This is a genomic window from Micromonospora sp. CA-248089 (genome assembly GCF_050948515.1).
GTDB lineage: Bacteria > Actinomycetota > Actinomycetes > Mycobacteriales > Micromonosporaceae > Micromonospora.
This window is the reverse complement of sequence record NZ_CP192016.1, coordinates 1,349,955-1,364,488: the sequence shown is the minus strand read 5'-3', so window position 1 is coordinate 1,364,488 and position 14,534 is coordinate 1,349,955. Positions and strand designations below refer to the sequence as shown.

Here is a 14,534-nt window from a genome sequence, read left to right as displayed (position 1 = left end):
ATCTCCCCAGTCGGGCGGGAACGGCACGAAGCGGTGCGCCACCGGCCGGACCGGTACGGAACACGACACCGGCCCCCGCCGGAGCGGGGGCCGGTGCGGGGCCGGACGGGTCAGTTGGCGATGACCAGGTGGAACGGCCGGTCCGAGGCGCTGCCGGAGGAATTGCGTGTCTGCACGAAGACGGCGTTCGGGGTCAGCGTGCGGGGCGCTACCGACACCTCACCGGCCGGCGGCACGTTCGCCGTGTCGTTCGTGCCGATCGTCGCCACGTACGCCTTGGCGGACACGTTGTAGTCCAGCAGCACCTGGTACTGCCCGGCGGACACCCCGACGCCCGGGGTGAACCGGAACGAGGACACCACGTTGCCGGAGTGCTGCAGCAGCGTGCCGTTGGCCGCCACGACGGCCCAGGCGACCTGGCCGGCCGCCGGCGGGGCCAGGGTGGCCCGCATCGCGGTCCGGGCGGCCTGCCGCTCGGCGGCGGTCACCGGCGGCTGGGCCGTGGAGTGCCGGGGGCCGGGCTGCGGCTTCGCCTCGGACTGGGCGGCCGCGGCGATCCCGCCACCGGCCAGGCTCAGCGACAGCGCGGCGAGCGCCACCACCGTCGCCTTCCGCTTGAAGAATGTGGCCATGAGTTCTCCCTTTGTAGACCGTGGTGATACGGCGACTGCGCGGGAAATTGCGGATCATCGAATATCCGCCAGGGAGCGCACCGCTCGTGAGCTGGCCTTACTACAGAGAGTCGCGACGTCTCAACCAGGTGGAACCTAGCACCGGAAAATGCGGGCGGTCAATAGGACTATTGCGTGTCCGACCGATCCGCAAAGCTGCCCGAAATTGCGAGGAACAATTCACGAAATTGTTTCGGAGGGCACCACGCCGACCCGGCTCCGGGTAGCCTGACCCTCATGATCACCATGGCGGGTCCACCCCGGGCGGGCACCCGGGGCGGCCGCCTGGCCACCGCCGCGTGCTGGCTCGCGGTCGCGCCGGTCGCCGCGTGGGCACTGGTACGCCTGACCGGGCTGGAACGCGGTCCACTGGTGCTGGCGATCGCGTTCACGCCGTACGTCGCCGCCGTGGCACCGGTCGTGGCGGTGGCGGCGCTCGCCCTGCGGCGCCGCGCGCCGGCGGTGGTCGCGGTGCTGGCCGCGGTGGCGCTGATCGGCGCGGTGGCGCCCGCGCGATCCCCGGCGACCGGCCCGCCGCCGACGGGCCGACGCTGCGGCTGCTGACCGCCAACCTGCGCCTCGGCTCCGCCGACCCGGCGGCGCTGGTGGACCTGGTCCGGACCCGCCGGGTCGACGTGCTCACGGTGCAGGAACTCACCCCGCCGCTGGCGGCCGAGCTGGACCGGCTCGGCCTGGCCACGCTGCTGCCGCACCGGTCGCTGAGCCCGGAGGTCGGCTCGACCGGCTCCGGCGTGTACGCCCGGCACCCGCTGCGCGACACCGGTCACCGGCGCAACCAGGGGTTCTTCTTCACCCAGGCGTACGCGACGGTGACGGTGCCGGGGGCGCCGCCGCTGCGGGTGGAGTCGGCGCACCCGGCCGCGCCGTACGCCCTCGACGTGGTGCCGGACTGGTGGACCGACCAGCGCGCCCAGCCGCCGGCCTCCCCGGACGGCGGGCTGAGCGTGCTGGCCGGGGACTTCAACGCCACGCTCGACCACGCCGCACTGCGGGACCTGATCGCCACCGGCTACACCGACGCGGCGGACGCGGCCGGAGCCGGGTTCGGCGGCACTTGGGGCCCGTACGACGGCGACCCGATCCCGCCGGTCACCATCGACCACGTGCTCGTCGACCGGCGCATCGCGGTGCGCGCCGCCGGCACCCATCCGGTGACGGGGAGCGACCACCGCGCGCTGCTGGCCGAGCTGCGCCTGCCCGCCGGATGAGTCAGGCCGCCGTCCCGCCCGCCACCCGGGCCCGGTCCAGGCCGTAGGTGAGCGCGTCGACAAGGGCGTGCCAGCTCGCCTCGACCACGTTCGGGTGCACGCCCACCGTGGTCCAGTCGCGGCCGACGCCGGCGGTCTCCACCAGCACGCGCGTCACCGCGCCGGTGCCGTGGCTGCCCTCCAGGATGCGGACCTTGTAGTCGGCCAGCTCGAAGTCGCGCAGCTCCGGGTAGTGCCGGGCCAGGCCGACCCGCAGCGCCTCGTCCAGCGCGTTGACCGGGCCGTTGCCCTCGGCGGTGGCGATCACCCGCTCACCGCGTACCCGGATCTTCACCGTCGCCTCGGAGACCACGGCACCGTCCTCGCGGTGCTCGACGATCACCCGGTACGACTCCAGCGCGAACGGCCGGGCCGGCGCGGCATCCGGCAGCTCGGAGCGGACCAGCAGCTCGAACGAGGCGTCGGCGGCCTCGAACGACCAGCCGTCGGCCTCCAGCTCCTTGACCCGCCCGGTGACCCGGGACAGGGTGTCCGGATGGCCGGCCAGGTCCAGACCGAGCTCACGGCTCTTGAGCTCGATGCTGGCCCGGCCGGCCATCTCGGTCACCAGGATCCGCATGTCGTTGCCCACCACAGTGGGTTCCACGTGGTTGTAGAGCAACGGGTCGACCTTGATCGCGCTCGCGTGCAGCCCCGCCTTGTGAGCGAAGGCGGCGGCCCCGACGTAGGCCTGGTGGGTGTCGGGGGCGATGTTGGCGATCTCGGCGATGGCGTGCGAGACCCGCACCATCTGTTCCAGGCAGCCCTCCGGTAGGACGGGCATGCCCAGCTTGAGCTGGAGATTGGCGACGATCGCGAAGATGTCGGCGTTGCCGGGGCGTTCGCCGTACCCGTTGGCGGTGCCCTGCACGTGCCGGACGCCCGCCTCGACCGCGGCGATCGTGTTGGCGACGGCGCAGGCGGTGTCGTTCTGCGCGTGCATGCCGAGTCGTTCCGGCGCGATCCCGGTCCGCGCCACCAGTTGCTCGACCACGGCGGTGACCTGGGAGGGCAGCATGCCGCCGTTGGTGTCGCAGAGCACGAAGCGCTCGGCGCCGGCGGCCAGCGCGGTCTCCGCCACGGCCGAGGTGTAGCCGGGGTCGAACCGGAACCCGTCGAAGCAGTGCTCCCCGTCGACGAAGACCCGCCGCCCCTGCGCCACCAGGTACGACACGGTGTCGCGGATCATGGCGAGGTTCTCCTCGGCGGTGGTGCGCAGCGCCCGCTCCACGTGCCGCAGGTCCGCCTTGGCGACCAGGGCCACGGCCGGGGTCTGCGCGTCGAGCAGGCCGCGCACCTGCGGGTCGTCCTCGACCGCGAGGCCCGCCTTGCGGGTGGCTCCGAAGGCGACCAGGATCGCGTGCCGCAGCTCCAGCTCGGTGCGGGCGCGGCGGAAGAACTCGGTGTCCTTGGGCACCGCGCCCGGCCAGCCGCCCTCGATGAAGCCGACTCCGAGGTCGTCGAGCAGGCGGGCCACCGCCAGCTTGTCGACCACCGAGTACGTGAGCCCTTCGCGCTGCGCGCCGTCGCGCAACGTCGTGTCGTACACCTGGAACGTCATCGGAGTCCTCTTCTCGTGCCCTGGGGAGCAAACAAAAAGACCCCCCGCGGATGCGGGAGGTCTGCGCGCTCGGCGAGGGAAGGCCGGCGCGCTAGCTGCTAATGATCAGGACGAAGCTGGTCACGACCCGTACTCTGCCACCCCGCCCCGGGTTTTGGGAGGCGAAACCCATATTCCGGGACGACAGCCCGCGCGACGCTCGACGCCAAGGCGCTCCTCGCCGGCGCCGGGGCCTGACCATGGGTCTCGACGCGATCAAGGCGGGCCTGCCCGAGTACGCCAAGGACATCCGGCTCAACCTCGGCTCCACCATCACCACCTCGACGCTGAAGCCGGAGCAGGCGTGGGGCACCGCCCTGGCCTGCGCGGTGGCGGCCCGCAACCCGGTGGTGCTGCGGGAGATCGCCGCCGAGGCGGCCGGTCACCTCACCCCCGAGGCGGTCGAGGCCGCCAAGGGCGCGGCGGCGGTCATGGCGATGAACAACGTCTACTACCGGGCCAAGCACCTGATCGGCGACGAGCAGTACGCGTCGCTGCCGGCCCGGCTGCGGATGCAGATCATCGCCCGCCCCGGCGTGGAGAAGACCGACTTCGAGCTGTGGTGCCTCGCCGTCTCGGCGATCACCGGCTGCGGCGTCTGCCTGGAGTCGCACGAGAAGACGCTGCGCGCCGCCGGGTTCAGCCGTGAGCAGGTGCACGAAGGGCTGCGGATCGCCGCCGTCGTCCACGCCGCCGCGGTGACCCTGGACGCGGAGGCCGCACTGGCCTGATCCACCGGCCCGCGCGCCCCGACCGGCACCGCGCGGGCCGGCCCTCCGGCGGTTGACCCCCGGACAGCGTGGGTAACCCTCCCGACTGATGACGGCGCCGCGACGGCCGCGGCCCTGGAGGACGGGAGGCGGCACATGGACGGACTGGACCCGCGCGCCACGCACGGCGGCACCGAGCCGATCCTCGACGACGGCCGGGGCGCGGTCGCCGGCGGCGCTCCGGCCGGTGCCTTCGACCCGTGGCGTTACCGCGACGAGGCGGGTGTGGCGAGCGCCGACCTGACCGGCTACAAGGTCGAGGCCACCGACGGCGCCATCGGCAAGATCGACCGGGCGAGCCACGAGGTGGACGACAGCTACCTGGTCGTGGACACCGGGCCGTGGATCTTCGGCAAGAAGGTGATGCTCCCGGCCGGCACCGTGAACCACGTCGACCACGACGCCCGCACCGTGCACGTCGACCGGGAGAAGGACCAGATCAAGGCCGCTCCCGAGTACGACGAGTCCAGCCACGCCGACCCGGGCTTCCGGGACCGGCTGGGCGGCTACTACGGCGAGAACCACTCGGCGCTGCCGCCGGACGTACCGCCGCGCATCTGACACCTCGGCGACGGCCGGCTGGGACGTACACACGCCCCGCCGGCCGTTACCGTGTCAGATGTGGACGCTCCCGAGAGCCCCTTCCCCGCCCTGTTCAACTTCCGCGACGTCGGCGGCTACGCCGCCGGTGACGGGCGCACCGTCCGCCGTAGCCGGCTCTACCGCTCCGACTCGCTGCACCGCATCGACGAGACCGACCGGAGCGCGTTCACCGCGCTCGGCATCCGCACCGTGATCGACCTGCGCCGGCCGTCCGAGGTGGAACGCGACGGGCGGGTGCCCGACTACGACGGCCTGAGCTACCGGCACATCCACCCCGAGCACGCCGACTGGGGCGCGAACCGGTTCGACGACTCCGGCGTCAGCCTGGCCCGCTACCTGGCCGACCGGTACGCCGACCTGGCGCGTACCGGCACCGCCGGGCTCGCCGAGGCGGTCGGGCTGATCGCCGACAGCGCCAACGCCCCGGTGGTGGTGCACTGCGTCGCCGGCAAGGACCGCACCGGCATCGTCTGCGCGCTCACGCTCTCCGTGCTCGGGGTGCCAGACGAGGACGTGGTCGCCGACTACGCGCTCAGCACCGCCGCGTCGCGGCGCTTCACCGAGTGGGTCCGGGCCACGCTGCCGGACGCGGAGGAACCGCCACCGCCGTTCCTGGAGTCACCGGCCGAGACGATGGAGCTGTTCCTCACGGAGTTGCGCACCGGCTACGGCTCCGTCGAGGGCTACCTGACCCACGCGGGCGTCACCCAGGCGCAGCTGGAGTCCCTGCGTACCCACCTGCTGGACTGACCTGCCCCGCGGTGATCGAGGAGCGAACCCCTCGATCACCGCGAAGGGCCGTCAGAGGACGCGGGTGACCCAGCCGTGCGGGTCGGCGGCGCGGCCGCGCTGGATGTCGACGAGCTTCTGCCGCAACGCCATCGTGGCCCGGCCCGGCTCGCCGCCGCCCACGAGGAACTCGCCGTCGGGGAAGCGCACGCCGCCGATCGGGGTAATCACGGCAGCGGTGCCGCAGGCGAACACCTCGCGCAGCCGCCCGCTCGCCGCGTCGGCCCGCCAGTCGTCGAAGCTGACCGGCGCCTCCCGCACCTCGTGCCCGGCCTCGGCAGCCAGGGTGAGGATCGCGTCGCGGGTGATGCCCGGCAGGATCGTGCCGCCCAGCGGCGGGGTGACGATGCTGCCGTCGTCGTAGACGAAGAAGACGTTCATGCCGCCCAGCTCGTCGACGTACCGCCGCTGCACCGCGTCCAGGAACACCACCTGGTCGCAGCCGGCCTCGATCGCCTCGGCCTGCGCGGCGAGCGAGGCGGCGTAGTTGCCGCCGCACTTGGCCGCGCCGGTGCCGCCGGGCGCGGCCCGGGTGTAGTCCGGCGAGACCCAGACCGTCACCGGCTTCACGCCACCGGCGAAGTACGCCCCGGCGGGCGAGGCGATGACGCAGTAGAGGTATTCGTTGGCCGGGCGCACCCCGAGGAAGACCTCGCTGGCGAACATGAACGGACGCAGGTAGAGGCTGGCGTCCTCGTGCTCGGGAATCCACGCCTGGTCGATCTCGACCAGGCGGCGCAGCGACTCCACGAACGTCTCCCCCGGCAGCTCCGGCATGGCCAGCCGGCGGGCGGACGCGTTGAACCGGGCCGCGTTGGCCTCCGGGCGGAACATCGTCACCGCGTCACCGGTGCGGTACGCCTTCAGCCCCTCGAAGATCTCCTGCGCGTAGTGCAGCACGGCCGCGGCCGGGTCCATCGGGATCGGCGCGCGTGCCTCCAGGCGGGCGTCGTACCAGCCCTTGCCCTCGGCGTAGCGGATGGTGACCATGTGATCGGTGAACACCCGGCCGAAGCCCGGGTTCGCCAGCAGGGCGGCCCGGTCGGCGGCGGATACCGGCGCGGGATTCGGACGGATCTCGAAATCGAGCATGTCACCACCGCTCATCGCGCTGACCTCCCTGCGGGTTGACGGCATGCGGGATCGCACGCCGACGTCACTGGTGCCAGAAACTTACCCCGAACGGTCGTTCAGCGGATAGCTCCGCCCCGGCGGAAGCGACGCGCCGGACGGTCGGGTGGGCCCGGTGACGGGTCTGGCGGCCCGGTACCGGGCCGCCAGGAAGGTCGGCCCGGTCAGGCTACGGCGTACGCGGCGAGCCGGTCGCCGACCTCCTCGGTGCGCAGCGGCGCTCCCGGCGTACGCGCGGCCAGCTCGGTGCCGACCGCGGCGGTGACCCGGGCGGCGGCGTCGGCGTGGCCGAGCTGGTCCAGCAGCAGCGCGGCGGACAGCACCGCGGCGACCGGGTCGGCGACGCCCTGGCCGGCGATGTCCGGCGCCGAGCCGTGCACCGGCTCGAACATCGACGGGTAGCGCCCCTCGGGGTTGATGCAGCCGCTGGCCGCGAGCCCGATGCCACCGGTCACGGCGGCGGCGATGTCGGTGAGGATGTCGCCGAACAGGTTGTCGGTGACCACCACGTCGTACCGGGACGGGTTCGTCACCAGGAACATCGCGGCGGCGTCGATGTGCTGGTACTCCGTGGTCACGTCCGGGTGCTCGGCGGCCACCGCGGCGAAGGCCCGCGCCCAGAGCGACCCGGCGTGGGTGAGCACGTTGGTCTTGTGCACGAGCGTGACCTTGCGCCGCTCCCGGCGGCCGGCGCGGGCGAACGCGTCGCGGATCACCCGCTCGACGCCGTGCCGGGTGTTCAGGCTCTCCTCGGTGGCCACCTCGGCCGGGGTGTCCCGGTGCAGCGCGCCGCCGGCGCCCGCGTACAGCCCCTCGGTGCCCTCGCGGACCACCACGAGGTCGACCTCGCCGGGCTTGACCGCGGCGAGCGGGCCGGCGACGCCGGGCCAGAGCCGGGACGGGCGCAGGTTGACGTACTGGTCGAAGGCGAACCGCAGCTTGAGCAGCAGGCCGCGCTCCAGCACGCCCGGCGGCACCGTCGGGTCGCCCACCGCGCCGAGCAGGATCGCGTCGTGACCGGCCAGCTCGTCGAGGACGGAGTCGGGCAGCACCTCGCCGGTGCGGTGATAGCGCGCCGCGCCCAGGTCGTACTCGGTGGCCTCGATCCCGGGCACCACCGCGTCGAGGACCTTGCGGGCCTGCGCGACCACCTCGGGTCCGATGCCGTCGCCGGCCACCACCGCGATGTGTGCCACCTGAGGCTCCTCGTCTCGTCGTTAGGCGCAACCGTACGTCGCCGTCCCGGCCCCCGGTACGAATCTTCCAACATCCGGGACGGTGAATCACAGGAGGCTCCCAGCCGACACTCATGGTGCGGTCATCTCCACTGCTTAGGGTCGGGGTCACGGGTCGACGGGGGCCCGGAATCCGGCACCGCCGCGACGCGGCGGCGACCACCGAGGGGGCAGGTGTCATGCGGATCGAGCACCGGCGGGCCCACTGGGCGGACGAACAACCACGTACCCGTTGGATCGACCAGTCCGCGTTCCGCCCGCTCCGGCCGGACCTGCACCTGGGCGCCAACCACCGCGTCGAGCGGGCCGGCACCGCGACCTCCGGCCGGATCAGCGTCCGGCACACGGTGACCACCTCGACCGCCGACTACACCCTGCTGCTCAACGCGCCGGAGTGGTTCGGCCACCGGGCGGTGAGCGAGGCGCTGCGTGACGCCGTCGCCGAGCTGCGCGCCGTCGACCTCACCTACGGCCCGAACCGGCCGGACAGCCTCGTGTCCCGGCTGCGCCGCGACGAGATCAGCCCCGACTCGTACCCCCCGCTGGCCGACCTGGTCGACCTCTGCGCCGCGATGCGGGCGGCGACCGACGGCTGGTTCGACGCCTGGGCGGTGCCCGGCGGCTTCGACCCGGGCGGCCTGCTCGGCGGCTGGGCGGTGGAGCGGGCCGCGGCGCGGTTGCGCGCCGCCGGCATCCACGACTACGCCGTGCTCACCGGCGCCGACCTGACGGTACGCGGACACGCGGCGCACGGCGGGCCGTGGCGCGTCGCGGTGCACCACCCCACCGACACCCGGCGCACGCCCGTCGTGCTGGAGATGACCACGGGCTCGGTCGGCACCTCCGGCGTCACCGGCCGCCGCGGGCACGTCGTCGACCCGCACACCGGGGAGCCGACCGACCGGCTGGTGGCCGCCACCGTGCTCGGGCCGAACCTGGCAGTCGCCGACGCCTACGCCACCGCCCTGTACGCCGCCGGACCGGCCGGGCTGGCCTGGTTCCGCCACGACGCGGACTACCGCCCCCTGTTCGCGCACCACCGGCGCTGATCTGCCGTCTGGCGCGGAGCGCGATCGGCCCCCACGGTCTCGGCAACGACCGTGAGGGCCGGTCAGCGACGAGTGCGCGTGGCTCGCGCAATCGAGGGGTGCGGGCCGAGGGGCCGGGCGCCCGACCGCGCCACCCGAAGACGGGCCGGGGATCGACTCAGCGGAAACCGCATCGGTACGCTAGCGAATCGACGCAACTCGAGGCAAGAGTCTCCACAGCGGACGTCGCGGGAACGATGTCGGCAATCAGCGGTGAACGCACGGTGGGGCAGAGGTGACGGGCCCGGCCCGGGATGGCACGCTGTCCGCCGTGAGTTTCGATCTGAGCGTGTGGGCCCTGCCGAACGGGGCGACACCGGAGCAGGTGCGGGCGGCCGTGCAGCAGTGCCGCGAGGGCTGGCACAGCGAGCAGCACCCCGATCCGCGACTCGTCGCCTTCTACCGGGCGATCACCGCGAGCTACCCGGACCGTCCGGCCCGGCCGGATACGCCGTGGGAGGTGGCGCCGTTGCACACGGCCGCCGACCACATCGAGATGAACCTGCATCCGACCTGCCCGGATCAGGTCCTGCTGGACATCGAGCGGCTGGCCGGCGAGCACGACCTGATGCTCTTCGACGCGCAGGACGGCTCGGTCTACCCGCCACCGGCCCGCGTCCGTTCCTGACCCACCGGAACGACGAAGGGCCCGGCCGATGCGGCCGGGCCCCGATCCGTCTGCGTCCGGACTACTCGTCGCGCAGGTCGGCCGCGCTGGCCGCGACCGCGCCGATCGAGTCGGCCGCGGACGTGAGCAGGTCGGCGCCGAGCGCCTGGTCGACGGTGAGCGTCATCAGCGTCTCACCGCCGGCCTCGCGGCGGGCCACCTGCATGGCGGCGATGTTGACGCCGGCCTCGCCGAGCAGGGTGCCGACGGTGCCGACCACGCCGGGCCGGTCGGCGTAGCGCAGGAAGACCAGGATGCCCTCCGCGCCGATCTCCACGTCGAAACCGTCCACCTCGGTCAGCTTGAACACGTCGCGGGTGCCGGTGTGCGCCACGGTGCCGGAGACGCGGACGGTGCGCCCGTCCGGCAGCGCCCCGCGCACGGTCACCAGGTTCGGGTGGTCGACCGTCTCGCCCGGCGTGGCGAGCGTGACCTCGACACCCCGCTCGGCCGCCAGGTGCGGCGCGTTGACGTAGGTGACCTGCTCCTCCACCACGGAGCTGAACAGCCCCTTGGTCGCGGCGAGCTTGAGCACCGACACGTCGTGGGCGGCGATCTCGCCGCGCACCTCGACGGTGACGCTGGCGGCCACCCCGCCGGCCAGGGCGGTGAACGCCCGGCCCAGCTTCTCGGCCAGCGGCAGGAGCGGGCGGACGTCCTCGGCGACCACGCCGCCGGCCTGCACGTTCACCGCGTCCGGGACGAACTCGCCCTGCAGCGCGAGCTTGACGCTCTTGGCCACCGCGAGACCGGCCTTGTCCTGCGCCTCGTTCGTGGAGGCGCCCAGGTGCGGGGTGGCCACCACGTTGTCGAAGGCGAACAGCGGCGAGGAGGTGCAGGGCTCCTTGGCATACACGTCGACGCCGGCGCCGGCGACCCGGCCCTCCGCGATCGCGTCGGCGAGCGCCTGCTCGTCGACCAGACCGCCCCGGGCCGCGTTGACGATCCGGACGCCCGGCTTGACGATCGCCAGTTCCTTCTCGCCGATCAGGCCCACGGTCTCCGGCGTCTTCGGCAGGTGGATCGAGATGAAGTCGCTCTCCCGCAGCAGCTCCTCCAGCCCGACCAGGCGGACACCGAGCTGCGCGGCGCGGGCCGGCTGGATGTACGGGTCGTACGCGATCAGCCGGGTGCCGAACGCGGCGATGCGCTGCGCGAAGAGCACGCCGATGCGGCCGAGGCCGACCACGCCCACGGTCTTGCCCTGGATCTCGACGCCGGTGTACTTGGACCGCTTCCACTCCCCCGCCTTGAGCGCGGCGCTGGCGCTGGCGGTGTTGCGGGCCACGGCGAGCAGCAGCGCGAGGGCCTGCTCGGCGGCGGAGACGATGTTGGAGGTGGGAGCGTTGACGACCATGACGCCACGTGCCGTGGCGGCGGGCACCTCGACGTTGTCCAGCCCGACGCCGGCCCGGGCGACCACCTTCAACCGCGGCGCGGCGGCGATCGCCTCGGCGTCGATCTGGGTGGCGCTGCGTACGATCACCGCGTCGGCCTCGGAGAGGGCGGAGAGCAGAGCGGGGCGGTCGGTGCCGTCCACGTGGCGCACGTCGAAGTCGTGCGCGAGCACCTCGATGGCGGCGGGGGCGAGTTCTTCGGCGATCAGTACGACAGGATTCATCGGTCCTCGTAGACGCTCGGTAATGGTTCGGCCTGGGGCGCCGGGACGCCGCGCTGCGCCCTGCGCCGATCCGTGCCACGGCCGTCGGGTGCGCTCGGGCACCACACCAAGGATGGTAGGTGGCTGCTCGCCCGGCGTGTCCCGGAGTGCGGGGTGAGGGCCCTCACACAGGCTCGTCGCACGCCTGTCATCCCCTGTTCACCGGACGCCGCGCTGGCGGCAGCCCGCTACAACGGGAGCTGTCGTCACGAGGGAGGAATCGCCGATGTCGGTGGTCGTCCGGATCGCGCTGCTGCGGCCGATGGTCCGGCTCGACCCGCTCGGCTGGGGGCCGAGGCTGGCCGAGGCGTTGATCACCCGGTCCCAGGTGGTGAGCGGACTGCGGGGCGGAACGGCCCGGCGGACGGCCGCCGCCGACGAGGCGGTGGCACTCTGCCGTCGGCTGGTCGCCGAACGCCCGGATCGGCACCGGACGACTCTGGCCCGGGCGCTGGTGGCCCGCGCCGGCGTGCCGGACGTCCGTCCCACGACCGCGGTCATCGCCGAGCTCACCGAGGCGATCGCGTACGTCGAGGGATCATCGGATCGGCTCGGGCTCGTGGCGCTTGCCACCGCTCGGTCGCTGCTCGCCCGGCGCCGGAGCCAGCTCGGCGAGGTTCGGGAGGCGCTCGCGTCGGCGCGGCTGGCGTTGCGCGCCTGGGCCGACGCGGAACCGCTCACCGCCGACGACCGGGCGCGGCGGATCAACACTCTGCTGGTCGTCGCGGAGTGCGCGCAGACGCTGGAGCGGCACGACGAAGCGCTCGACGTCCGCCGACAGGCCCGGGACGCTTACCGTGCGTTGCCCCGGCGGTACCGGCTCCGCTGGAAGGGCCTGGACGCCGCAACAGCGGTGCCACTCGCGTCCAGCATGGCCGCGGACGGTCGGCACCGGGAGGCGCTGGACCTGCTGACCGCCGCCGACCTGGCGCTGGAGCTGACCCGCTCCGTCACACCAGGGCCCGGGCACGTCCTGTCCGCCCGAGCGCTGCTGGTGGAGTCGCTGTGCCGGCAGGCCATGGGAGAGGTCGACGCGGCCGAGCGGACCGTCGTCCGGGCGGTCGACCTTCTCCGGCCCTGGGTCGGCCGAATTCCCGACGGAGGCGGAGCCCACCTGGCCTCCGCGCTACGGGCCCACGGCGCTCTGCTGCTGGAGACGGGCCGAGCGGGCGAGGGCGTCGCCCGCCTCGAAGAGGCAGTCGAGGTGGCGCGCGAAGTCGGGGACATCGAGCGGGCGCGGTCACTGGTGTCGCTCGTCTGGGCGCGGATGACTGCCGGGGCGTGGGAGGACGTGGAGCCGCTCCTTGCGGAGTTGCTGCCGCTGTGCCGGCGGCGGGCCGACGACCTGCCCGAGGTGTTCCGCCCGCTGCTCGTCCAGGGCCTTTGCGCGGTGACAGCCCTGTCCGCCTTCAAGCGGGGCGACGAGAATCCGCCGCCGCCCGGCACGCGGATCGCCGGTATGACCGGGACGGCGGCCGGCCAGGAGGCGGTCGAGCTGGCCCGGGCACTGGTGGCCGGACAACCGGCCTATCGCGCGCTGCTGGGCGCGGCCCTGTTCGGCCTGGATCGGGCCCTGATCCGGTCCGGTGACGTGGCGGGGGCGGCCGAGGCGCTGCGGGAGTGCGTGGCCCTCCGCCGGGATCTGGCCGACGAGGATCCGGCCCATCGGGCCGACCTTTCCCGTGCGCTGGGCAATTTCGGCAACCGGCTGGACGCGCTGGGCCGGCTCGACGAGGCGTACGACGCCCACCGCGAGTCGGTGGAGCAGGCGCGTGCGGTGGACGGCGGGCTGCCGCCCGCGGAGATGGCCGTCGCACTGCGCAACCTGGCCACGTCGCTGTCCGCGGTCGGCCGCCCGGACGAGGCCGGGCGGGTACGCGCCGAGGCGGACCGGCTGCCGGCCACCTGACCGGCGGTGGGGCGGAGCGGACTGCGGCCCGCGGCCCGACGCCGGGGAGAGCGTCGGGCCGCGGGCCGCACGAGGGAGAAGCTCAGGCGGTCTCGGTGATCGGCCGGTCGACCCAGCTCATCATGCCGCGCAGCTTCTGCCCGGTCTCCTCGATCGGGTGCGCCGCGCCCTCGGCCTGCCACTTGGCGAAGTTCGGCCGGCCGGCCTCGTCCTCGGCCACCCACTCGCGGGCGAACTCGCCGGACTGGATCTCGCCGAGGATCTTGCGCATCTCGTCCTTGACCCGGGAGTCGATGACGCGCGGGCCGCGGGACAGGTCGCCGTACTCGGCGGTGTCGGAGATGCTGTAACGCATCCGGGCGATGCCGCCCTCGTACATCAGGTCGACGATCAGCTTCAGCTCGTGCAGGCACTCGAAGTAGGCCACCTCGGGCGCGTAACCGGCCTCGGTGAGCACCTCGAAACCGGTCTGCACCAGCGCCGCCGCGCCACCGCACAGCACCGCCTGCTCGCCGAACAGGTCGGTCTCGGTCTCCTCGGTGAACGTGGTCCGGATCGCGCCGGCCCGGGTGCCGCCGATCGCTTTGGCGTACGCCAGGGCCAGGCCGAACGCGTCGCCGCTGGCGTCCTGCTCGACGGCGACCAGGCAGGGCACGCCCTTGCCGTCGACGTACTGGCGGCGCACCAGGTGACCGGGGCCCTTCGGGGCGACCATCGCCACGTCCACGTCGGCCGGGGGCTTGATCAGGCCGTACCGGATGTTGAAGCCGTGTCCGAAGAACAGCGCCTTGCCCGCGGCCAGGTTCGGCGCGATGGCCTCGGCGTAGATGTGCCGCTGGGCGGTGTCCGGGGCCAGGATCATGATCACGTCGGCCTCGGCCGCCGCCTCGGCGGGCGTGAGCACCCGCAGGCCCTGCTCCTCGGCCTTCGGCCGGCTCTTCGACCCGGCGGGCAGGCCGATCACCACGTCGACGCCGGAGTCGCGCAGCGACAGCGCGTGCGCGTGGCCCTGGCTGCCGTACCCGATCACGGCGACCTTGCGGCCCTGGATCAGGCCCAGGTCGGCGTCGTCGTCGTAGAACACCTCAACGCTCATTGACTTCCCTTTCGTACGGCGGTGCCCGTCGGCCCGTCGAAAAACTT

12 protein-coding genes and 1 pseudogene are annotated in these 14,534 nt (G+C 73.4%); 7 read left to right on the top strand and 6 right to left on the bottom strand.

The window, feature by feature from the left end:
• Positions 1 to 110 precede the first annotated feature (110 nt).
• On the bottom strand, positions 111 to 632 hold the full coding sequence (locus tag ACQP26_RS06715; RefSeq protein ID WP_433495234.1) for a hypothetical protein: 522 nt from the start codon (positions 630 to 632) through the stop codon (positions 111 to 113).
• A 285-nt stretch (positions 633 to 917) separates the two neighbouring features.
• Here ACQP26_RS06715 and ACQP26_RS06710 point away from each other — a divergent pair.
• Positions 918 to 1,900: pseudogene (locus ACQP26_RS06710) on the top strand (endonuclease/exonuclease/phosphatase family protein).
• 1 nt (position 1,901) lies between these two features.
• On the opposite strand, the gene cimA reads toward ACQP26_RS06710, so the two are convergent.
• Positions 1,902 to 3,500, bottom strand: a complete 1,599-nt coding sequence (gene cimA / locus ACQP26_RS06705) for a citramalate synthase (protein ID WP_269701591.1) — start codon at positions 3,498 to 3,500, stop codon at positions 1,902 to 1,904.
• Between the two features lie 239 nt (positions 3,501 to 3,739).
• On the opposite strand from cimA, the gene ACQP26_RS06700 reads away from it, so the two are divergent.
• The 3 genes from ACQP26_RS06700 (at position 3,740) to ACQP26_RS06690 (ending at position 5,662) form a co-directional block, all read left to right on the top strand.
• Positions 3,740 to 4,270, top strand: coding sequence for a carboxymuconolactone decarboxylase family protein (locus tag ACQP26_RS06700; protein ID WP_013284513.1), 531 nt, complete (start codon positions 3,740 to 3,742; stop codon positions 4,268 to 4,270).
• A gap of 135 nt (positions 4,271 to 4,405) precedes the next feature.
• On the top strand, positions 4,406 to 4,870 hold the full coding sequence (locus ACQP26_RS06695) for a PRC-barrel domain containing protein (protein WP_433495233.1): 465 nt from the start codon (positions 4,406 to 4,408) through the stop codon (positions 4,868 to 4,870).
• 51 nt (positions 4,871 to 4,921) lie between these two features.
• On the top strand, positions 4,922 to 5,662 hold the full coding sequence (locus ACQP26_RS06690; RefSeq protein ID WP_433495232.1) for a tyrosine-protein phosphatase: 741 nt from the start codon (positions 4,922 to 4,924) through the stop codon (positions 5,660 to 5,662).
• A 51-nt stretch (positions 5,663 to 5,713) separates the two neighbouring features.
• Here ACQP26_RS06690 and ACQP26_RS06685 read toward each other — a convergent pair whose 3' ends face one another.
• Positions 5,714 to 6,808 carry a branched-chain amino acid aminotransferase gene (locus ACQP26_RS06685; RefSeq protein ID WP_269701596.1) on the bottom strand — a complete coding sequence of 365 codons (1,095 nt, stop codon included), beginning with the start codon at positions 6,806 to 6,808 and terminating at the stop codon, positions 5,714 to 5,716.
• Positions 6,809 to 6,996: 188 nt separating this feature from the next.
• Entirely contained in the window at positions 6,997 to 8,028 is a 1,032-nt protein-coding gene (locus ACQP26_RS06680) for a 3-isopropylmalate dehydrogenase (RefSeq protein WP_269701597.1), read from the bottom strand.
• Positions 8,029 to 8,246: 218 nt separating this feature from the next.
• On the opposite strand from ACQP26_RS06680, the gene ACQP26_RS06675 reads away from it, so the two are divergent.
• A complete protein-coding gene (locus ACQP26_RS06675) occupies positions 8,247 to 9,116 on the top strand; it encodes an FAD:protein FMN transferase (RefSeq protein WP_281578791.1) in 870 nt (289 codons plus the stop codon).
• 310 nt (positions 9,117 to 9,426) lie between these two features.
• Positions 9,427 to 9,783 (top strand): hypothetical protein, encoded by a 357-nt coding sequence (locus ACQP26_RS06670; protein WP_269701601.1) that lies wholly within the window; start codon positions 9,427 to 9,429, stop codon positions 9,781 to 9,783.
• A gap of 61 nt (positions 9,784 to 9,844) precedes the next feature.
• Here ACQP26_RS06670 and serA read toward each other — a convergent pair whose 3' ends face one another.
• On the bottom strand, positions 9,845 to 11,443 hold the full coding sequence (serA, locus tag ACQP26_RS06665) for a phosphoglycerate dehydrogenase (protein ID WP_269701603.1): 1,599 nt from the start codon (positions 11,441 to 11,443) through the stop codon (positions 9,845 to 9,847).
• Positions 11,444 to 11,708: 265 nt separating this feature from the next.
• Here serA and ACQP26_RS06660 point away from each other — a divergent pair, with 265 nt between their 5' ends.
• Positions 11,709 to 13,391 carry a hypothetical protein gene (locus ACQP26_RS06660; RefSeq protein ID WP_433495231.1) on the top strand — a complete coding sequence of 561 codons (1,683 nt, stop codon included), beginning with the start codon at positions 11,709 to 11,711 and terminating at the stop codon, positions 13,389 to 13,391.
• An 82-nt stretch (positions 13,392 to 13,473) separates the two neighbouring features.
• On the opposite strand, the gene ilvC is transcribed toward ACQP26_RS06660, so the two are convergent.
• The gene (gene ilvC / locus ACQP26_RS06655) at positions 13,474 to 14,487 is read right to left on the bottom strand and encodes a ketol-acid reductoisomerase (RefSeq protein ID WP_433495230.1); all 1,014 of its coding nucleotides are present in this window, start codon (positions 14,485 to 14,487) and stop codon (positions 13,474 to 13,476) included.
• Positions 14,488 to 14,534: the final 47 nt, after the last annotated feature.